The organism is Pontibacter virosus (assembly GCF_003096355.1).
Taxonomy (GTDB): Bacteria; Bacteroidota; Bacteroidia; order Cytophagales; family Hymenobacteraceae; genus Pontibacter; species Pontibacter virosus.
In genome coordinates, this window is the sequence record NZ_QEKI01000003.1 from 407,881 (window position 1) to 427,739 (window position 19,859).

Below are 19,859 nucleotides of genomic sequence, written 5' to 3' on the forward strand. Positions count from 1 at the left end.
ATGAAAACCGCTGTCTGCCACCTTACCAAAAGGCATCTCCCTCTAAACCAACTGGTGCTGGGAGCCAGCATCCGGCGGCCTATCTTTAAGCTGATTCAAGCCGACTACCCTGATTTCACAGATGCATCTTATGTAGCGGCGGGGAATTTAAACAAGTACCGAAAGATATATCTGGAGCAACTGTTGGAAAAAGAACTGGGCGAGATCTCGGATCTGGAAAAGGAGGTGCTCGACAGTATACAGGAAAACGAATTGCTATCTTCCAACATCGAAGAGGAGTTACAGGAAAACCTGTCGCTAGGAGACCGTATGGCCGACAGGATCGCTACCTTTGGTGGCAGTTGGACGTTCATCCTGGCTTTCTTTGGGTTTATCCTGCTCTGGATGATGGTGAATGTATACCTACTCGCAACACGCCCTTTCGATCCGTACCCCTTCATTTTGCTCAACCTGATCCTTTCCTGTCTGGCAGCCATACAAGCACCGATCATCATGATGTCCCAAAACCGTAAAGAGGTGAAAGACCGGCAGCGGTCGGAGTATGATTACCAAGTGAACCTGAAGGCAGAATTAGAGATTCGATTGCTGCACGAAAAGATCGATCACCTGATCGTGCATCAGAACCAGCGCTTGCTCGAAATTCAACAGATACAGGTAGATCTGATGGAAGACATCCTCAACCGCTGGCGGAAATAATGGGCCTTACTCGCTTTCACTGAGTACGGTAGCCAGCGGATTCACACCGTTCCACAGGCCATGGCTCTCCACAGGTATAAAGCGGGCAAACAATTCTTCGCTATACCACTTTTCAGCCCGTGTACGCCTGATCACTTCTTTGTGCAAATCACCGCGATAGGCATAAGTTTTCATGGCCTCCATCGACTCCCATACACTAAAAGTGGCCTGCCGGATCAGGGGAAGTTCGCCGAGCCCAATAGAACAAATCAGTCCTTTGGCTTCTTCCAGCGCTCTGCTCACCTTCGGCGTAAAACGCCAGAACTGAGGTAACGCCAGCCAATTAATAGAGGCTCTGGTTAATACTGCTACCGGCCCATCATACTGCTTTTCCGTCAGTTGTGGTGTAAAGGGTTGCACACCGTCCCACAGACCATGCGCTTGCATAGGTTGTAGCTTCACCGTCCAGATTTCGGATGCATGCAGCCTGTACTCCAGCATCAATTCAGAGCGCTCCAGAAACTCGTCAGCAGCCTCTTCGCTTTCCCAGGTGCACATCAGGCCATATCTGCGAAAGTTAGGTTTGATGCTGAAGCCTTTGCCCTGGCCGCTGCCTAATAATTTGTAGAATAATAATCCGGGGATTTGATCTAGTTCGGCGCCTTTGGTGCCCATTTGAGCCAAACCCCAACGGATATGGCCTTTCCGAAAACCGAAAAGCGTCAGGGTGGTTAGTCGATCGGACTGTGGGGTAATTTGTCGCAAGGGATTCGGTATTAAATGGTAAGTACAAATGCAATTTACAAAACGAATAAACCAAAAACACCTGCCGAACCGATTTGTTTGGCAGGTGTCTGGAGTTATTTTTAGCTGTTACTACAACTATAGGTCAATCTTTTTATTCTCACCCGGATCGTAGCTTTCGCCAGACAAAGTTGCTTTAACAAATCCAATCAGGTGCGTGACAGCGCTATTGGGAGAGTCCCAATATTCAGCTTTTTCAATATCAACTCTAATAAGCCCGATATTCGCGTCTTCTTTCCCATCCGGGAACCACGCCTTGAGTTCAGGAGTCCATAGCTCTTCAATTTTTGCTCTGTCTTTGGAGAGGGTTGCTTTGCCTGAAACAGAAACAAACACGTTGTCAGACGGCTTGGAGTAGCTCAGGTTCACATGCGAATCGTTTTTGATTTCGTGCGACTTGCCTGATTCATAACCGGTGAAGAACCAGACTACCCCATCTTCCCCGATTTTTTGAGTACTCATAGGGCGGCTTCTCAAACTTCCATCTTCGTCCACGGTAGTCATCATGGTAAAGTCAATGTCCTCTAACAATTCAATCAGTTTCTGCAGATTCTCTTTTCGATCGTTGTTCATAGTTTTCTAGGTTGTATGTGTTTAAGTGGTACGGGCTAATGTGCTAAAGTGTTTATACCCGTTTTGGCAATACCTTTACAACCGAATCAGGTATAAGATGTTTATATTGCAGCTGAACCAAACACAGAAACATTGAACTATTTGGCCCATATTTTCCTGTCAGGCGACGACGAAGAGCTTTTACTGGGCAATTTTATAGCCGATGCTGTGAAAGGAAAACAGCTCGAGCTATACCCGACGGGCATTGCACGGGGCATCAAACTGCATCGCCTCATCGACACCTATACCGACACGCACCCAGTGGTAAGCGAAACCAAAGCTCGCCTGCGTCCCTATTTTCGCAAATACGCTCCGGTTGTGGCCGACCTGTACTTCGACCATTTTCTAGCCAACCGTTTCGGGGAGTTTTCTTCTGAATCCTTGAAAGAATATACCTCCCGCGTCTATACTTTGATCAATCAACACTTACCTAATCTTCCGGAGCGGGTCCAGTATTTCTTTCCTTACATGATGCGGCAAAACTGGCTCTTGTCTTATGCCAAGGTGTCAGGTATAGCGCAGGCCCTTGGTGGACTAAGCCGACGTACTTCGTTTGAATCGGGTATGGAGAGGGCGGGGGAGGAGTTGCTGGAGAATTATGCGCTTTATAACGAAGACTTTTCCCTGTTCTTCCCGGAACTAATTGCCTATGTGGAGGAGGTGCTGCCGGAGTTGAGGAAGGTGGTATAGCAAGTAGGTGTAAAAAAAAGGAGCCGCTATACCTGCGACTCCTTCTTTATGAATACTGTTGGTTCTTAGTGGTGGTGCACACCGCCTTCACCGTGCACATGACCGTGGTCAAGTTCTTCGGTTGTTGCTTCACGCACTTTTTCAACCTTGCCTTTGAAGTACAGTTCTTTGCCAGCTAGCGGGTGGTTGAAGTCCATTACCACTGCATTGTCTTTCAGTTCAGCCACACGGCCCTGCAGTTGGTTGCCTTCGCTGTCCGCCATCGGGATGAAGTTGCCCACTTCCAGCATGTTTTCCGGAATGCCACCTTCTACTTCAAATACGCTCATGGGTAGCTCAACAACCGCGTTCTGGTCGAACTCACCGTAACCGGCCTCTGAATCCAGTTTAAAGTCAAACGTGTCACCAGCGCTCTTGCCGTCAAGGTTCTCTTCGAACTGATCTGGCAGGCCGCTCATGCCGTATATGAATACCATTGGATTTTCGTTATTGGCAGTTTCAACGAGGGTTTGCTCACCGCTTTCATTCTGAATACGGAGCTCGTAAGAGAGCGTCACCACTCTGTTTTTCTCAATTTTCATAATTGTGTGTTTTGTTTTGGTATCAGAAAGGTAAAAAGATTAACCGGAGAAGCATAACTCACCCGGTTTTATTTGAACGACTCCCTGATGATGAATAAATAAAATGTAAACTTATACCTACGCTAAGGCAGGCTCTCAGTTAGTTCCCAGGCACTTTTATAAGCACCGATGCTTTCCACGTAGGAAATCAACTTCGCAAAAAACGGGTTGGTGGATAGCGTGGCGCTGTCGCCTACAATAATCAGCTTGCGGCGGGCGCGGGTCATGGCCACATTCATGCGCCTTTCGTCCGCCAGGAAGCCGATCTCGCCGCGTTCGTTGCTGCGTACCAGACTCATGCAGATGATGTCGCGCTCCTGTCCCTGAAAACTGTCCACGGTACCGATGCTTAACTGGCGCTTCTGATGCAAATCATGCAGACGGGGCGTATGCTCCACTTTGTCCTGCAGGTAGTTGATCTGGGCACGGTAGGGCGCTATTACTCCGATCTTCAGCGGTGCTACTTCCTCATCCTCGTCGTAGTCCTTCAAGAGGTTCGAAAGATGGTTGATCAAAAGATCTCCCTCTTCCGGGTTGGCGGAGCTCTGCGTGTCGGGCATTTCGGCCTCATTATACCCGCATCCGGCTGTGTCGATAAACTCCACCGCCATGTCGGGTGAGAAGATCGTGTTATACCCGTGCAGTTCCGCGCTGTGCACGCTTTCGTGCGCCACCAGTTCGCCTCTGTAGAACTGCTGGTTCGAGAACTGCATGATGTGATGGTGCATGCGATACTGGGTTTTAAGCATCACCGACACCTCCGGCTGGCGATTGATACACTTCTCAAACAAAGTCACACTCAAACCGCCCTTATCCGCGTCCAGCGACTTGATGGTAGGAGGCAGCTGGCAGTGGTCACCGGCCAGCACCACGCGGTTCGTGCGGCTGATCGGAATCCAGCAAGCTGGCTCCAGGGCCTGCGCCGCTTCGTCGATGAAAACCGTGTCATAGGTCAGGTGGCGGATGGCCTTATTGGCTGCGCCCACTAAAGTACATGTGATCACCTGCACATTGTCCAGCAAGTCATCGGTGATGTAGTGCTCCACGTTGTCAGCCTCGTCGAGGAGGCGGTGGCTTTCGGATTTGTAAAGCTGGCGCTGCGCCCGCTCCTGATGCCCGAACTTACGCTTGAACTGGTAGGCCATGCGCTTATACTCTTCCGCTGTCTTTCTCAGATTCTTCAAGTCTTTGTAAGCCCGGTGCGCCATTACCTGTGCATCCAGGGTATGCTCCAACAGCACATCTGACACACGAGACGGATTACCGATGCGGATCACGTTCACCCCTTCGTTCGCCAGCTTCTCGGTGAGCAAGTCAACGGCTGTATTTGAAGGCGCCGTTACCAGCAATCGCTTCTGAGATTTCAGGGTATGGAGGATGGCCTGTACGAGCGTGGTGGTTTTGCCTGTACCCGGAGGTCCGTGGATGATCGCTACATCCTTAGCCTGCGCTATTTTCTGCACGGCTTCGTTCTGCGACTCGTTCAGCACTTGAATTACCTCCAGTTTCTCGCCCGTGAAGGTAGCCGGTTTTATACCCAGCATGATGTCACGGAGTTCGGCCAGACGCGTACCTTTGGCTTCCTGCACCTTTTTAAGGGCGATCTCCATCTCGCGGTAGCTGATCTCATCGAAGGTCAACTCGATGCCCATGCGTCCAGTTCCCACCCAGTCAGGCAGATCTTCCTTGTTCGTGGCCAGAATCACCTTGTTGCGCTTCACGCCCAGTACCACGCCGCTTAAAGTGGCTTTCTCACTGCTGTTTATGAAAAGAGAGGCTGTTTTACCGGGCTGGAAGAGGTGCAGCTGGTCACGGTCGGAGGTACGCTCCAGTTCAATCACCACTTTGTTGCCAAAACCGATTTCTTCTTTTGAGATCACGACCGGATACCAGCAAAGGCCCATTTGTTTGCGCTCGGTGATCGTGCTCTTGAGTGCCTTCAGCTTGTATTGCTGCCGGTCTTCTTCCTGTTCTATTTTCAACAGGTCCTGTACCTGCCGTAGTTCTTCAAAAATATCGATCATGCGTATCTAAAAAAGAAAGGCTGGGTACATAGCGCCAGCCTTTTCCGTAGCTTTTGTTCTATTGTCTATACCTGAAAAAGGTATCGTCTTATAACAAAAAGCGTGTACTAAATAATTCCGCTGCCACAGACTGTTTCTTATACCTGTCAGGGTTATTTCACTCTACTTTATTTGTCATCCTGTAAGGATCTTGGTAGCTCTTAGCTTAGGTTTAACCTCCGGGAGGAGGGGCCCTCTATTTCATTAAGTTTCTTAACAGAATGATACCTGTGGCAGCTATACGGCCCTAGGCCTTCTTGCGTTTTTTAGGCGCCTTCTTGGTGCTCAGTCTAACCTGCAGAAAAACTGCATAGAGGAAAAAGAGGAACGCGGCACCACCCAATATGGCGATCACACGGTCTTTGCCGTAGCGCACCTCATCGGTCGCTTTCAGTTGCTCTTTGAGATCCAGAATGACACGTTCGCGCTTCTTGGCCTGACTCTCAAGCGTGCTGATCTGCCCTTTGAGGTCGGTGATCTGGTTGTTGATCAGGCGCTCATCCTGTTGGATCATTTTACCGGCCCGCTGTCTCTCCACGGTGCTTTCGGCGATCTTGCGCACGCTGGCCTCTTTCACGGCCGCAATCAACTCCGAATCTTTGCGGATGATCTCTTTGAGGGTGTCGATGATGTTAAGGAGGTCTTTCTTGGATTGTTTACCCCAGAAATTGCTGTTTTGTCCGCTGTAATACTGGTACTCCAGAATCAGCTGTTCACGCTCGCCCATCAGACGGCTGAGCTTGTCTTCTTGCGGTGGTGCTTGTTCCTGTGCCTGCGCGCCCACAAACCAAAGGCAGCAAAAGCAAATAGCCAGTAGTTTCTTCATCATCATAAAAAGGAATGCTTTACTCTATCACGCAAATATGGCCATCCTTATTGGATTAGGCACAAATTATTTTTGTTTTGGCCTGTAAAAATAGAGGATCAGCACAGGCAAAAGCAAGAGGTCGGCCACCACGGCAAAAACAAAGGTGAGACTTACAAACACGCCCACATAAAAGGTAGCATCGAAGGACGATAGCACCAGCGTCAGGAAGCCGGCCACCAAAATGCAGGAAGTGATGATGATCGCCTTACCAGCCGAAATGATGGTGGTCTTGATGGCGTAAGGCAGTGTCTTGCCTTTGCGCAGCTCCACTTTAAGCTTGCCGAGGAAGTGGATCGTGTCGTCCACGGCGATGCCGAAGGCAATGGTGAAGATAATGGAAACGGACACCGTCATGTTAATGCCCAGGTAACCCATAATGCCCCCGATCATTAACAACGGAATGATGTTGGGCACAAGCGAAATCACAACCATACGGAGCGAGCGGTAGATAAAGCCAACCAGTATCGCTACTACCAAAAAAGCGATCAGCAAGCCCTGCAGCATGTTGCTGACCACGTAATCGTTGTTTTTGTCGAGCATCACAGCGCTGCCGGTAATGCGTGTCTGCAGTAGTTCTGGATTTAAATGCTGATCAATGAACGTACGTAGCGAGTCATTAAGCTCGGCAGCCCGCACGCTGCCCACGTCGGTCATTTTACCAGCCAATCGACCTTCCAGCTGATCAGCCGTCACTACCGCCCGCAGTTCGCTTCGTTTGCTGTAAGCCGCCAGCCGCCGTTGTACCTGTTGCATTTCGCGCTCGTTGGCCGGCAAGGTATAGTAGTCGGGTAAGCCGCCATTCTGGGCACGGTGTATAGCGCGCACCACGGTGGCAGGCGAGGTGATGAAGTTAAGGCCGTAGGTCTGGTATAGGTAGGTCTCGAGTTGATCGACCTCCTGCAACACCTCGAGATCATACATGCTTTTGCCGGGACCAGCGATCAGGTGCAGTTCGAAAGGGCGGACACCTGAAAATTTTTCTTCAAAATATTGAAAGTCCTTTATAATGGGGTCGTCATCGCCGAGGTCTTCCAGCAAAGTCGTGTCGACTTTTATCATGCTGATGCCGATGAGGGAAACCAGTACTATGCCCATGCTGGCGTAGAGGATCGGGTAAGGCTTGCGCAACACAAAGGTATAGACGCGTCGCAAAAGCATTGGCCACGACAGATCCGAACGTCGGGCACGCCGTGGGTTGGGCTTTTTGTTCAGGAGGAGAATAGCCGGCAACATGGTGAAGGCCAGTACAAAAGCCAGCGCAATACCAATGGCGGTGTATAATCCAAACTCACGGATAGGTACGATGGAGGTAGTGAGTAATGTCAAAAAGCCGACTGCAGTGGTGAGTGAAGTCAGTAAGGTAGCCATGCCCACTTCGCGGACGGTGAGCCGCAGCGCCTGTAGCTTGGTGGCGCCCTGCCCAATCTCAGTGATGTAGCGCGACATAATATGGATGACATCGGACATACCGACCACAAACATGATGGTGGGCAATAGCACCGTCATCACATCAATGGGTTTGTTGAACAGCCCCATCACCCCAAGGCTCCAGAGCACAGAAAGAAGTACCACCACCAAGGGCACCAGCACCCCCCATACTGTGCGGAAGGCAATCCACAGGAATAAGATGACCAAGAGGATGGAGGCCGACATAAAAATAGCCAGTTCGATCTTCATCTTCTCGATAAAGACTGACTGCGCCAGCACTTTTCCAGCCACATGGTGCTCCTGCAAGCCCAACCGCTCGACCTCGCCATACATGGCGGTAATCAGCGAGTCGCCGGGCTCCTTGCCCAGATCGTCCGAGGTCTGCACAAAAAGCGATACAGCCGTGGCGTCCTCTGAAAACAACGTGCCCACCAGTTCACGACTCTGGTAGATCAGCGTAGAGTCTTGGGTATAGCGCTCGGGCTCGTCAGGGTGCAGGTAGGGAATCTCAAAATAGCCAAACTGCTCAATGATTGGACTTTTGACGGTAGTAGGAGAGAGTACCGATTCCACATGCGGCTGTTGCTGCATGAAGCGGGTAAGGGTATCAACTTTCTGTAGAAATTGCTGTTCGAATAGACTGCTGCCATTGTCGAGGCCGATCAGCAAATAGTCGTTGTCGTTGCCGAACTTATCGCGGTAGCTGAAGTAGTAAGCTAAGTCCGGATCGCCTTTCGGGAAGAAGTTGTCGAAGTTATAATCGAAACGCAAACGGGAGGCGTAGAAAACGCTGAGAGCCGTCAGGATAGCGATGACGGTCAGGGCAAGTAAACTGCTGGTTTTGTGGCTCAAGGGATTAAAAAATGATGATGATCATTTTGGTGATTTGATAGAACGTGTATATTTACTCACTCAACAACAAAGGGTTGATTTCTGTTTAAACAATCGATAAACCAAGAGATATGAAGAAGATCGTTTTAGCGCTCGCACTGGCTGGATTTGTAGGTGCCGGCGTAGCCACCCCAGCCCTCGCTTGTGAAGGCGGCAAGTGCAAAATGGAGCACACCGACAAAGATGGCAAAGCGAAGAAAGCTAAAAAAGGCGAAAAGGCTGAGTCCTGCCACATGATGACGCCTACCGCGACTGCTAAAGATGGCAAAGCTACTGCAGCTGCGCCAATGTCTTGCTGCGCAAAGAAAGATGCTCCAAAGGCTGATGCTACGAAGGAAACGAAGGAACAGCGCTAAGCTTGTTTTATATTCAGAAGGGGTACTTGCTGAGAATTCAGCAAGTACCCCTTCTGAATTTTAGGGATAGCTTGTAAACGATTTGGCCTGGTTGACTTTATGTCATTTCGACCAACGGGAGAAATCTGAATCATTGTTAAATGCCTGAATTAATCCAGATCTCTCACTCGCGTTCGAGATGACATTTGGGATTACTTCACCAACCCAACCCGAAACTTCCTGCCTTTGATCTTCCCAGTCGTAAGCGCCTCTACAATTTCTTGCGCCCGCTCCGCAGGTATAGCCACATAGCTGGCTTTGTCCTGCACTTCGATGCGACCAATCTGATCGGCTTTGAGTCCAGCGGCGGCAATCAGGGCGCCCACAATATCCCGTGGACTGAGTTTGTCTTTTCGACCGGCGTTGATGTGGAGCGTAGCAAAGGCTTCTGTGGATTCCGGTTCTGCTTTCTCAACCCGTACGGCCAGTTCGGCGGTGTTCAGCCATTCATCCATGCGCACCAGACCCCAGTCACGTAGCGTTTTTTCGTCGCGGGTAGTCGCAAAGGTATAGACCTCGCCACTTCGACCGGCGCGACCGGTGCGGCCGCTGCGGTGTAGATAGGCTGCTTCTTCGTCTGGCAGTTCGTAATGGATGATGTTTTTGAGTGCGGCGATGTCGAGTCCACGGGCGGCCAGGTCGGTAGCGACCAATACCTGCGTGGTACCGTTGCGGAAGAGCGTCATGGCCTTGTCCCGGTCCTGTTGCTCCATGCCACCATGCAGGGAACGAGCTCCGAAGCCGTACTTGGCCAGCATGGCCGCTACATCGTCGGAAGCACCACGGGTGTTGCAGAACACAACGGTACCGGCGGGGTTGATGCTTTGCAGGAGGTGGAGCAAAGCTTGTTGTTTGTCCGGCTGTGCGACTTTTATACCTGTTAGACGCACCTGATCAGGTATAGTGTTGGGCGACACCTGTACAAACTGCGGATTTTTAAGTGATTCAGAGATCAGCTGCTTCACCTCGTCTGGCATGGTGGCTGAGAACAGTACCGCCTGTCGTTTTTTAGGTATAGCCTCCAATATCTGGTCTATTTCATCGGCAAAACCCATTTCGAGGAGCTTATCGGCTTCGTCGAGCACCAGCATGCGTACCTGACTAAAGTCAACAGTTTGGCGGTAGAGGTGATCAGTCAGACGGCCGGGCGTGCCCACCAGCACCTGTGGCGGGAAAGCCAGCGATGCCCGTTCCTGTGAAAATGAGTGCCCGCCATAAAAAGCGCTTATCTTGAGGTTGTCGATCTTCTGGGCGAGTTGCTTGAGTTCATGACGCACCTGAACGGCCAGTTCGCGAGTTGGAACTAGCACCAACGCCTGTACCACCTGCTTGGCGGTATCGATCTGCTGAAGTAGTGGCAAACCGAAAGCGGCTGTTTTTCCGCTGCCTGTTTCCGCCTGTCCGGCCACATCCTGCCCCTTTAGGAGCGCAGGTATAGCAGAGAGTTGTATAGGGGTGGGCGTGTGAAATTCCAGCTCAGCGAGGCGCTGTAACAGCGCAGGGGAGAGTCCCAGTTGATCAAAAGAAGCCATAGGCATGCGTACGTGAACCGCAAAGGTACGGATTCCAATATATCCCATCTGCTATTTTTTCAGTATTAGGGTTATGGCAAATGACTACAAGCGAGTAAAAAAGCTCACGTATTGGTTATTGTTCTCGGTGCTCCTGGTATTTGTCCTGGTGGAGGCGCGTGAGTTTCTTTATCCCATCGTCATGGCCTTGCTGTTTGCCTATCTGCTATACCCTGTTGTGAAGCGATTGGAGAATTGGGGCATACCGCGGCTGCTGGCCAATTTCGTAACCATTATCACTGCTATGGCCTTGTTTGCTGGCTTGCTGCTGCTGCTTTACAAACAACTATCTGTTTTCCTGACCGATTTTCCTCAACTAAAAGAGAAGGCCTTGGCCAACATTGACTTGCTTCAAGCGCACATCGACCGAAAGTTTGGCGATGAAAGCCAGGCCAACGAGCGCTGGCTGCGCCTTCAGGTTAGCAATGCAATGGATCTGAGCGGATCAGCCATCACAAACATACTGCTAGCCACTACCAACACCATTACCAAGTTTGCCCTGATGCCGGTTTACATTTTTCTGATGCTGTATTACCGCAACAAGTTTGAGACCTTTTTATTCAAGGCACTCTCGTCACACCGGCATGGCAAGGTGAAGGTGATGATCGATGAAATTTCGAGCGTGACCAAGCATTACATGGGCGGTGTGGTGATCGTTATTTTGATTCTCTGCGTTATTAACTCGGCCGGACTGCTGATCATCGGGGTGGAATACGCGATTTTACTGGGCATCGTATCGGCTTTTATCAATTTTATACCTTACTTCGGTACCTTAATTGGCGGTGCAGTTCCGCTGCTCTATACCCTGGTCGTGCAAGGAGATCCCCAGAAGACCTTGGCCGTCCTGCTCTTCTTCCTGGTAGTACAGTTCACCGAAAACAACATTCTCACACCAAATATCACTGGCAGTCGCGTCAACATCAATCCGCTCTTCACTATTCTCAGCATTATAGTAGGAGGTATGCTGTGGGGCCTTCCAGGTATGTTTGTAGCGGTACCAATCATGGGCATGTTTAAAATATACTTCGATAATAGCCCGAACCTCCAGGCTTATTCTTTTATGCTCGGCACGGAGGGTACCGAAGAACATGCGCTCACCATAGATAAAATTCTGCGTTTTCTGCGCCTGAGGAAGTAAAATGTACTTTGCGGGAGCGATTTCCGTTACTTTCAAAATAACTAATACAAAGCGGGCGTGGGCAGGTTACTTTTGCCGTATAGCGCGCATTAACCTTTAAAGCTGTGGTGGCATTATTTCTGATGCAACCCATGCAACTCTTTTAAGGTTTGGGGCGTCTTCTCTATAGTCCGATCACCCAAAAATATTTATATAGCTAACAGTTTGTCTACCTCTATCATCACTGCATTTTTCAAGCGTCGTATCGTACAGCCTGTGCTCAATCTGCTCCGGCAAGGTATGACACCGCACAAGCTGGCCGTTACGGTTGCGCTCGGCACGGTGGTAGGTATACTGCCTGCACTGGGCGTCACGACCGTGATGGGAACGGCGCTGGCCGCCCGATTCCGGCTGAATATCGCTGCCACCGTGCTGGTAAGCTATCTGGTGCATCCGCTGCAATTACTGCTGATCATTCCTTTTATCAAGGCGGGCATTTTCATGTTTGGTATGGATGACCTCAAATTGACACTCGATGAAATGATTGCTATGTTTCAGCTTGACTGGCTGGCTGCGCTGAACAAACTCTGGCTCGCCAACTTAGCGGCTGTTTCGGCCTGGGCGATATTGGCTTTACCTGTTGGAGCAGTGGTGTATTTTGCCTTGCTTCCTGTTCTAAAGCGGGTTTTGCCAAAGTCATCATCGGCTGCTGAGACTATACCTGTCAGTCCTATACCTGAGATCACTCTTCCGGTTATACCTATACATGAAGCAGAAGTGCAGCCTCAAGTCTAGTGTATAGCATTTATACTTAAGGCCTGTAAAATAAGAAAGTCAGCTCCATTTCGAAGCTGGCTTTTGTATTTATGTTTTATACTGATCAGGCTGACTCCAGGATCTGGAATAATTCGTCCAGCTTAGGCGTGAGGATGATCTCGGTACGACGGTTTTTCTGACGGGCCTCTTTTGTTTTGGCGTTGTCGAGTGGCACGTACAGGCTGCGGCCAGATGGCGTTACGCGATCGGGCTGCACACCGGATTGCGTCAGGATACGGGTGATCTCGGTGGCGCGGAGCACGCTCAGGTCCCAGTTGTCCTGCATGCCTACGGTGCCGCGGGCGATCGGCACATCATCCGTATGGCCTTCTACAACCACGTTCACGTCCTGCTGCTCTTTCAATACGGCGGCAAGTTTCTTCAGTGCCTCTACACCTTTCGGGTCTACTTTGGTAGAGCCGGAGTTGAACAGCAGTTGCTCAGCCAGCGACACGTATACCTTGCCGTTGCGAATGTTTACGGTTAGGTCTTTGTCGTTGAAGCCAAGCAGGGCATTGCTCACTTTAGCACGAAGGGCATTCACGGCCTTGTCTTTCTCGTCGAGGATGCGCTGCAGTTCGGCCAGTCGCTGCTCGCGGGCTTTAAGATCAGCGTTCAATTTATCGATCTGCGACTTGCTCATGTTCAGGTTATCGCCCAGTGCCTTGCCTTCTTTCAGGGCTTGCTGCAGACTTTGCTGATACTCTGTTTTCTGACGCTCCAGTTCGGCCCGTTCCTGCTCCAACTGGGCTTTTTCTTTTTCGAGCGCAGACTTCTGCTGCTCCAGGTCGGACTTATCCAGCTCTAGGGCGTTTTTGCGCGTCATCAGGTCATCGTATTTTTTCTTGGAAACGACGCAGGATGATAGCGAAAGACTCCCGATCAGAAGAAAGAGGGAAGCTCTGTAAAAATTCTTTTTCATATCAATCTTTAAGGTTGGATGGTGCTTGTGTGTTGTTCTTTGTCTAGTTAGCTGCCTCGGCAGCTTCGGTTTCGATGCGGAATATGCCTTTCGGGTCTGGCATGCGGGTCATAAGATCTGACAGGAAATTATAGTCGAGCGACATGATGTTGAGGTCACGTCCGCGGTGAAGGTAATCCCAGGCTTCGGCGTATTTCTTGTTGTGAAAATATACCTGCGACAAACTTGACATGGCAAAGGCATTGTTCTGATCTGCCTTTAAAGAGCGGTCAAGAAATGTAGTGGCTTGTTTTAGGTTCTTTTTCTTCTTGTCTGAAAGGTACTGCTGCAGGTAAGCGGAGCCCATATCAGACAGCAGCAGAGAATTATTCGGTTGGTACTCCAGAGCACGTTCCAACATGCCGATAGCCTCTTTGGAATTGCCTCTGCTGTTTTCCACCAGTCCAAATGCCCAGTAGGTGTTGTAATTATCCGGATTTAGCAGCCAGGCCAGGTTAAAGCGGTATACGGCCGTGTCGACCTGTCCTTCGTTCAGATACTCCCAACCGCGGTCCATAAAAAAGTTACTGGCCTCCGTGCGGCTTTCGAAGCTCTTGTCACAACTGGTCAGGAATTTTTCATCGGCTTTCTGCTGGGCATCTGTCTTAGCTACCTGCCCAAACATCGGGAGCACTTTAGGGTGCGAAGCAGGCTGCTGCTCTTGTGCGAAGGCCATGGAGGCGCTCAGGAAAATAGTGGCCGCAGCCAGGAAAATTCTTTTCATGTGATGGTATCAACTAGGTATGGTAATCCTTCCTGGTTTAAAAATACGCCACCTGACTTGAAATAACAAATGCCAACCTGTCATTTACTGGTATTTGCCGGCTGGGTCCTGCTGCTTTTCCAACAGGGCGGCAATGAAGGCGGCATCTGCTACACCTTTGTCCTTGCTGATACTCTTGTGCAGGTAACTCCACGCCTTGCCGTACTCCTGCAGGTAATAGTGGCTAATGGCTAACTTGTAATAAGCGTCCGCCGCGTTGGGGGAGTAGCGCACGGCAGTTTCGAGTAGCTTGCGGCTCTGCATCAGGTCTTCCGGGTTGCTTTCGGCATAGAACCGGCCGAGGTGACTGGTAGCCAGGTCGGTGAGCAGGCGCGGATTGTGCTGGTCCTTTTGCAGCGCGTGGTATAGCACGAAGAGCGCCTTGTCATATGCCTTTTGCTGCCCGTAAACCAGGCCGTAACCCCAGTATACCTCATTGTTAGTGCTATCCATCAGCCAGGCTCTTCCGAAAAGATGGCTCGCAGAGTCTAGCTTCTCTTCGTTAAAGTTGCGTTTAGCCTGAAATACATAGTAGGCAGAGGCTGCTTTGCGGTTCCTGAAGCGTTTTGCATCCCTGTCCAGCGTGCGCTTTAGCTGTTGCTTCTCCTGTGGGGTAAGGGCTTTTCTGGCAGTTATGACATCGGCCATGGTGAGTTCTGGCCTGGGTGCCTGTCGGTTTTCAGTAATGGCATTTTGGGAAGTACAGGCAGCCATTGAGCCTGCTATCAGTAATCCAAAAGCGATAAGGTGGCTTCGCATGCGTAAAGCGGGTTTGATTCTCGCTTCAAACGATCCAATCCCTCAGATAGTGCCTCTTCCATATAACCTTGCTGATATTGGTCTTATTGTCCATTTCCAAAAAGGTATTGCCCTATTTAATTATGAGTGCCTGTATTTAATTCGTGCGTCATAGGTATGGGTAAAATTAATTACGCAACTTGTCGTATTAATAACGACAATGTTCGTATATTTGAGAAAAGGAAATTAACATGGGAAAGGCACTAAAAATTAACGGCGGCATTAACTTTAGTCTGTTAGACGATAGGGACGTTTTTATGCTGATCACGACCGTTCGGGAAGGTATCAAATACACCACATTTCAGAATATCGCCAACAAAATTCCTTTTAGCCTGGGCGAATGGTCGGAGTTTCTTCACCTTTCTGAGCGCACCTTTCAGCGCTATAAAAAAGAGCAGCGCAAGTTTGACCCGCTGCATTCCGAGAAAATCCTGGAGATCACCCTGGTGTATAACAAAGGAGTAGAGGTGTTCGGTGAAAAAGAAGACTTTGATGCCTGGCTGGAGGCCAAAAACGTGGCCCTGGGAGGTATACGCCCCAAAGAACTGCTCGACAGCACCTTCGGCATCGGTCTGTTGCGCGACGAACTGACCCGCATTGAACACGGCGTGCTCGCATGATCGTATACCGCCTCAGTAGAAAGTTGTATTGCAATGACCTGTCCGGCAAAGGTGCTGAATTGGCGGGCGGCCGCTGGAACAGCAAAGGCACCGCCGTGCTCTATACCAGTGAATCCATTGCGCTGTGTACGGTGGAGATAGCCGTACACATGCCGCTCGGCATCGTTCCCAAAGACTACTACCTCGTTACCATCGAACTTCCGGACGATGCCCCCATCGGGGAGATTCATGAAAAAGACCTCGCTTCGTCCTGGAAATCATTTCCGCACAGCAGCGTCACCCAGAAGATAGGGGACAGCTATGTCAGGGATGGGGCATACCTGATCTTAAAAGTGCCCTCTGCCACCGTACAGGGTACGTTCAACTACCTGGTCAACCCCCGCCATCCCGAGTTCAACAAGGTGCGCATCCTTAAAACAGAGCCATTCGTGTTCGACAAGCGCCTGTTTATCAAATAATGTCGCCTTTAATGTAGGTAATAAGTGGTGCCCATTTCAGCAATGGTGCAGCCCCAGCCCAGTGTGTCCGTTATCTTCAAGCGGAGGGCCTCCAGCGCCTGGGCTTCGCCGTGGTTCAGAAAAACCTGCTGCGGCGCCTTCTTGAAGTGACTGAGCCACCAAAGCAGATCGGCTTGGTCCCCGTGCGCAGAAAGGGAGGAGATTTGCTGTATCTCGGCATGCACCGGGTAATAATTGCCCTGCATCTTGATCTCGCTAGCGCCGCTCAGTAGCAAACTTCCCCTGGTACCCGGCGCCTGAAATCCCACCAGCAGCACGGTGTTTTTCGAGTCGTCAATCAGGCGCTGCAGATAGTAGAGCACCCGTCCACCCGTTACCATGCCGCTTCCAGCAATTACAATCTTAGGCCCGGGATTATCCAGCACGCGCAGGGTCTGTTCAAAATCGCGAATCACACGCACATTGTGCATCATGGTGCGACACTCAGCGTCGCTCAGACTGTGCCAGTCCCGGTGATGCAGGTATAGCTGCGTCACATCAATGCCCATCGGCGTGTCGAGGTAGATCGGGACATTCGGTATGCTACGTTCTTCACGCAGCGTGTTCAGAATTAACAATAGCTCTTGTGCCCGTTCCACAGCAAAGCTCGGAATCACCAGCACGCCGCCTTTGGCGATGGTATGCTTCACATAGGCCTGCAGTTCGTCGTAAGCCGAGGCCTGTTCATGCAGTCTGTCGCCGTAAGTTGACTCCAACACCAGGTAGTCGGCCTCTCTCACAAAAGCGGGTGGCTCCATCAGCAGTGGTTTGCGCCGTCCGATATCGCCCGAGAAGACGATAGTGCGGCCCTTGCACTTCAGCTCTACAAAGGCAGAACCCAGGATGTGTCCACTCTTCCGGAAGCAGAACTTCATGTCCTCGTTGATGATCACCCACTCATTGTCTTTGTGCGTTTCAAAGAGCGGCATGGTTAGCTCTACATCCTCGGTAGTATAAAGCGGCTTGGCCGGGTGGTGTTTGGAGTAGCCACCCCGGTTGGCTTCGGCGGCATCTTCCTCCTGTATTTTGGCACTGTCGCGCAGGATGATTTCTGCTACATCGCGGGTAGGCAGAGTGGCATAAATTGGTCCGTTATAGCCATTTTGCGTGAGCACGGGCAGATAGCCGCAGTGATCCAGGTGACCGTGGGTGAGGATGACGGCATCCAGCTCTTCTACATCCAGGGGCAGTTTCTGCCAGTTGAGCAAGCGCAGCTGTTTTAAGCCCTGAAATAAGCCGCAGTCGATCAGCACCTGGTGCTTGTCTGTTTTGAGTAGCATTTTAGAACCCGTCACGGTGCCGGCACCGCCCAGAAAAGTCAGTGTAAATGGAGGAGTATCGTGTAGCATCTTTCTATTGGATAGTGGGTATGGGCAAGTTATACAATCCTGATATGTCGGATAATGATAAATGTTTCTTTTTCACATTTAAATTAATTAGACCTGCTGTTTAATGCTCAACATTAATTTAAAATACGCAGACTGGCAGCTAAGCAGCATTTGCCGTATCTTCGCCGCATGAAACAGATCTTCGTTTTGCTGGTTTGCCTGCTCTGGCATGGGCTTGCATTCGCACAAGTTGATACGGTGCAGCGCGTCATCTCTGACAGGTATAACAGCCCGGCGCAACAGGAAAAACCTTATGTCATCCTGATCTCAGCCGATGGCTTCCGCTACGATTACGCCGACAAATACGACGCTCAATTCCTGAAATCGAAGCGGGCGCAGGGTATAGAAGCGGAGTCGATGCTACCGGCCTTTCCGTCTAAGACTTTCCCGAACCATTATTCCATTGTGACGGGGCTCTACCCGGCCAGCCATGGCCTGATCAACAATTACTTTTACGACCCGCAGCGCAAAGAGCACTATACCATGCGCGACCGCAGCAAAGTGGAAGATGGCAGCTGGTATGGCGGTACGCCGCTTTGGGTGCTGGCTGAGCAACAGCAAATGGTGGCGGCCAGCTTTTTCTGGGTTGGTTCAGAAGCACCAATTCAAGGTATACTGCCAACTTACCATTACCAGTACAGCGAAGTGATGCCGATCGAACGCCGCATCCAGACAGTCGTAGACTGGTTGAATCTGCCAGAAGATAAACGTCCGCACCTGATCACTTTTTACCTGCCCGAAGTAGATCATGCCGGTCATCGCTACGGTCCGGATGCGCCTCAAACCAGGCAGGCTGTTTTGGAACTGGATAAGCACATGCAAATGCTAACGGAGGCCGTAGCCAAAACGGGGCTCCCTGTCAATTATGTATTCGTATCAGACCACGGCATGCTTAAAGTAGATACTGAGAATACGCTACCCATGCCAGCAGCCATCGATACAGCCAAGTTTATGGTTTCCGGAGGAGGTATGGTCGTGGAGTTGCATGCGAAGGATAAGAAAGCCGTAAAGCCAACCTACCGCAAGTTGAAGAAAGAAGCAAAGGACTATCAGGTATACCGGAAAAACAAAATGCCCAAGCACCTGCATTATGGCGCTAAAGACGACAAGTATAGTCGTGTGGGGGACATCCTGCTGCTGTCAGATGCCCCGAAGGTGTTCCATTTTTCATCACGGCCGCCATCACCCGGTCAGCATGGCTACGATGCCACACAAGTGAAAGAGATGCACACCGTATTCTATGCCTGGGGACCAGCCTTCAAGCAAGGAGTTAAAGTTGAAACCTTTGAAAACGTGGATGTATACCCGCTGATCGCAGAGATTTTAGGCTTGCCTTATACCTTTAAAATTGACGGGAGCAGACACCTGATCGAGAAAGTGCTACAATAATTCACGAGCCCTACTCACGCAAAAAGCCCGTTTCTGTTTGAGAGACGGGCTTTTTGCTTTGTGTAGGCAGCACTTATAAATTAGAACCACGGCCAGGCAGGTAGATCTGGAAACCTATCCCAACGGCGAGGCCGGAAGTACTGGTATCAACTGTGATATCGGCACTGGTACGGGTATAGTTGAGCGTGGCTTCAAGTGCCACATTGCGGGCAACAAAGTGCGCGTAGCCTGCCCGTAACCCGAGCACCGAACCGAAAATGCGATCACCGTCACTATCTTTTAAAGAACTGCCAGCAAAACCTGCCAACGCTTCACCGAACCACCGGCTGTTAGGGGAGGCTCCTTCCGGGAAATAATAGCGTGCAAAAGGTGTTAAACCATAGCTGAAGTTCTCGCCACCATCATACAATGTGAGACCGAGTTGGGCCTGTGCACCCAGCACGGCATTGTCACTGATAAAGTAACCTGCTCTCGGCTCAAGGATTAACTGGAAAGTTTCAGATTTAAAATTATAGCCAAGGGAGCCAACACTGGCACCCACCAGCCAATTACCTTGCTGTATGGCATCACTGGCCACGGCAGCTGATGTTTGGGGCTTCTCAATATTTAAATCAGTGTCCTGCGCCAGGAGCGTACTAGTTGTTAAAAATGCGCTTAAAGTAAATAGGAGATAGATTCTTTTCATAGTAGTAGAATTAGAAGTTTGTAATAAATTGTACTTAAATTATTGCAGTATAAACATTAATATTAACGAAGGGCATAGTCTTTTGTTCAGAGCAGCTCAAAATCAAGTACTTACAAAATATAAAACTCAAAAGTATAGTAGGAGATAAATTAGATTTACTAACAGAGTGATTGGCTAGTGAAGGCAGCTAGGCAATGGGTGAACACAC

General features: G+C 50.2%; 20 protein-coding genes. 8 read left to right on the forward strand and 12 right to left on the reverse strand.

The features are described from left to right. Nucleotides 1-696, forward strand: coding sequence for a DUF1003 domain-containing protein (locus C8E01_RS07020; RefSeq protein WP_116542633.1), 696 nt, complete (start codon nt 1-3; stop codon nt 694-696). Nucleotides 697-702: 6 nt separating this feature from the next. On the opposite strand, the gene C8E01_RS07025 is transcribed toward C8E01_RS07020, so the two are convergent. Both C8E01_RS07025 and C8E01_RS07030 read right to left on the reverse strand, forming a co-directional pair. Further along, nucleotides 703-1,440 (reverse strand): DUF3291 domain-containing protein, encoded by a 738-nt coding sequence (locus C8E01_RS07025; protein WP_116542634.1) that lies wholly within the window; start codon nt 1,438-1,440, stop codon nt 703-705. Nucleotides 1,441-1,557: 117 nt separating this feature from the next. Beyond that, nucleotides 1,558-2,052 (reverse strand): pyridoxamine 5'-phosphate oxidase family protein, encoded by a 495-nt coding sequence (locus C8E01_RS07030; protein ID WP_116542635.1) that lies wholly within the window; start codon nt 2,050-2,052, stop codon nt 1,558-1,560. 141 nt (nt 2,053-2,193) lie between these two features. Here C8E01_RS07030 and C8E01_RS07035 point away from each other — a divergent pair, with 141 nt between their 5' ends. Then, nucleotides 2,194-2,781, forward strand: coding sequence for an acyl carrier protein phosphodiesterase (locus C8E01_RS07035; protein WP_243409465.1), 588 nt, complete (start codon nt 2,194-2,196; stop codon nt 2,779-2,781). A gap of 65 nt (nt 2,782-2,846) precedes the next feature. Here the strand turns inward: C8E01_RS07035 and C8E01_RS07040 are convergent, their stop codons facing one another. The 4 genes from C8E01_RS07040 to C8E01_RS07055 all read right to left on the reverse strand — a co-directional run bounded on the left by C8E01_RS07040 (nt 2,847) and on the right by C8E01_RS07055 (nt 8,612). Beyond that, entirely contained in the window at nt 2,847-3,362 is a 516-nt protein-coding gene (locus tag C8E01_RS07040) for an FKBP-type peptidyl-prolyl cis-trans isomerase (protein WP_116542637.1), read from the reverse strand. A 122-nt stretch (nt 3,363-3,484) separates the two neighbouring features. Then, nucleotides 3,485-5,425 (reverse strand): AAA domain-containing protein, encoded by a 1,941-nt coding sequence (locus C8E01_RS07045; protein WP_116542638.1) that lies wholly within the window; start codon nt 5,423-5,425, stop codon nt 3,485-3,487. Nucleotides 5,426-5,711: 286 nt separating this feature from the next. Continuing rightward, nucleotides 5,712-6,296 carry a coiled-coil domain-containing protein gene (locus tag C8E01_RS07050; RefSeq protein WP_116542639.1) on the reverse strand — a complete coding sequence of 195 codons (585 nt, stop codon included), beginning with the start codon at nt 6,294-6,296 and terminating at the stop codon, nt 5,712-5,714. A 60-nt stretch (nt 6,297-6,356) separates the two neighbouring features. After that, entirely contained in the window at nt 6,357-8,612 is a 2,256-nt protein-coding gene (locus C8E01_RS07055; protein ID WP_116542640.1) for an efflux RND transporter permease subunit, read from the reverse strand. Nucleotides 8,613-8,722: 110 nt separating this feature from the next. Here C8E01_RS07055 and C8E01_RS07060 point away from each other — a divergent pair, with 110 nt between their 5' ends. Next, on the forward strand, nt 8,723-9,007 hold the full coding sequence (locus C8E01_RS07060) for a hypothetical protein (RefSeq protein ID WP_116542641.1): 285 nt from the start codon (nt 8,723-8,725) through the stop codon (nt 9,005-9,007). A gap of 191 nt (nt 9,008-9,198) precedes the next feature. Here C8E01_RS07060 and C8E01_RS07065 read toward each other — a convergent pair whose 3' ends face one another. Then, on the reverse strand, nt 9,199-10,626 hold the full coding sequence (locus tag C8E01_RS07065; RefSeq protein ID WP_116542642.1) for a DEAD/DEAH box helicase: 1,428 nt from the start codon (nt 10,624-10,626) through the stop codon (nt 9,199-9,201). 25 nt (nt 10,627-10,651) lie between these two features. Between C8E01_RS07065 and C8E01_RS07070 the strand changes: the two genes are divergently transcribed. Both C8E01_RS07070 and C8E01_RS07075 read left to right on the forward strand, forming a co-directional pair. Then, nucleotides 10,652-11,755, forward strand: a complete 1,104-nt coding sequence (locus tag C8E01_RS07070) for an AI-2E family transporter (RefSeq protein WP_116542643.1) — start codon at nt 10,652-10,654, stop codon at nt 11,753-11,755. Between the two features lie 204 nt (nt 11,756-11,959). Further along, nucleotides 11,960-12,529, forward strand: coding sequence for a DUF2062 domain-containing protein (locus C8E01_RS07075; protein WP_116542644.1), 570 nt, complete (start codon nt 11,960-11,962; stop codon nt 12,527-12,529). Between the two features lie 85 nt (nt 12,530-12,614). Here C8E01_RS07075 and C8E01_RS07080 read toward each other — a convergent pair whose 3' ends face one another. The 3 genes from C8E01_RS07080 to C8E01_RS07090 form a co-directional block, all read right to left on the reverse strand. Further along, complete coding sequence (locus tag C8E01_RS07080; protein ID WP_116542645.1) at nt 12,615-13,472, reverse strand: OmpA/MotB family protein; 858 nt, start codon at nt 13,470-13,472, stop codon at nt 12,615-12,617. A gap of 43 nt (nt 13,473-13,515) precedes the next feature. Further along, nucleotides 13,516-14,235 (reverse strand): tetratricopeptide repeat protein, encoded by a 720-nt coding sequence (locus tag C8E01_RS07085; protein WP_116542646.1) that lies wholly within the window; start codon nt 14,233-14,235, stop codon nt 13,516-13,518. An 84-nt stretch (nt 14,236-14,319) separates the two neighbouring features. Then, the gene (locus C8E01_RS07090; protein WP_116542647.1) at nt 14,320-15,033 is read right to left on the reverse strand and encodes a tetratricopeptide repeat protein; all 714 of its coding nucleotides are present in this window, start codon (nt 15,031-15,033) and stop codon (nt 14,320-14,322) included. A gap of 230 nt (nt 15,034-15,263) precedes the next feature. Between C8E01_RS07090 and parS the strand changes: the two genes are divergently transcribed. After that, entirely contained in the window at nt 15,264-15,692 is a 429-nt protein-coding gene (parS, locus tag C8E01_RS07095) for a type II RES/Xre toxin-antitoxin system antitoxin (protein ID WP_116542648.1), read from the forward strand. After that, nucleotides 15,689-16,150: an RES family NAD+ phosphorylase gene (locus C8E01_RS07100; protein ID WP_116542649.1), complete on the forward strand. Its 462-nt coding sequence runs from the start codon at nt 15,689-15,691 to the stop codon at nt 16,148-16,150. Before parS ends, C8E01_RS07100 begins: the two co-directional genes overlap by 4 nt. An 8-nt stretch (nt 16,151-16,158) precedes the next feature. Here C8E01_RS07100 and C8E01_RS07105 read toward each other — a convergent pair whose 3' ends face one another. Then, on the reverse strand, nt 16,159-17,538 hold the full coding sequence (locus C8E01_RS07105) for an MBL fold metallo-hydrolase RNA specificity domain-containing protein (RefSeq protein ID WP_116542650.1): 1,380 nt from the start codon (nt 17,536-17,538) through the stop codon (nt 16,159-16,161). A 168-nt stretch (nt 17,539-17,706) separates the two neighbouring features. On the opposite strand from C8E01_RS07105, the gene C8E01_RS07110 reads away from it, so the two are divergent. Continuing rightward, on the forward strand, nt 17,707-18,966 hold the full coding sequence (locus tag C8E01_RS07110; RefSeq protein WP_116542651.1) for an alkaline phosphatase family protein: 1,260 nt from the start codon (nt 17,707-17,709) through the stop codon (nt 18,964-18,966). A gap of 73 nt (nt 18,967-19,039) precedes the next feature. Here C8E01_RS07110 and C8E01_RS07115 read toward each other — a convergent pair whose 3' ends face one another. Continuing rightward, nucleotides 19,040-19,651, reverse strand: a complete 612-nt coding sequence (locus C8E01_RS07115) for a hypothetical protein (RefSeq protein ID WP_116542652.1) — start codon at nt 19,649-19,651, stop codon at nt 19,040-19,042. Nucleotides 19,652-19,859: the final 208 nt, after the last annotated feature.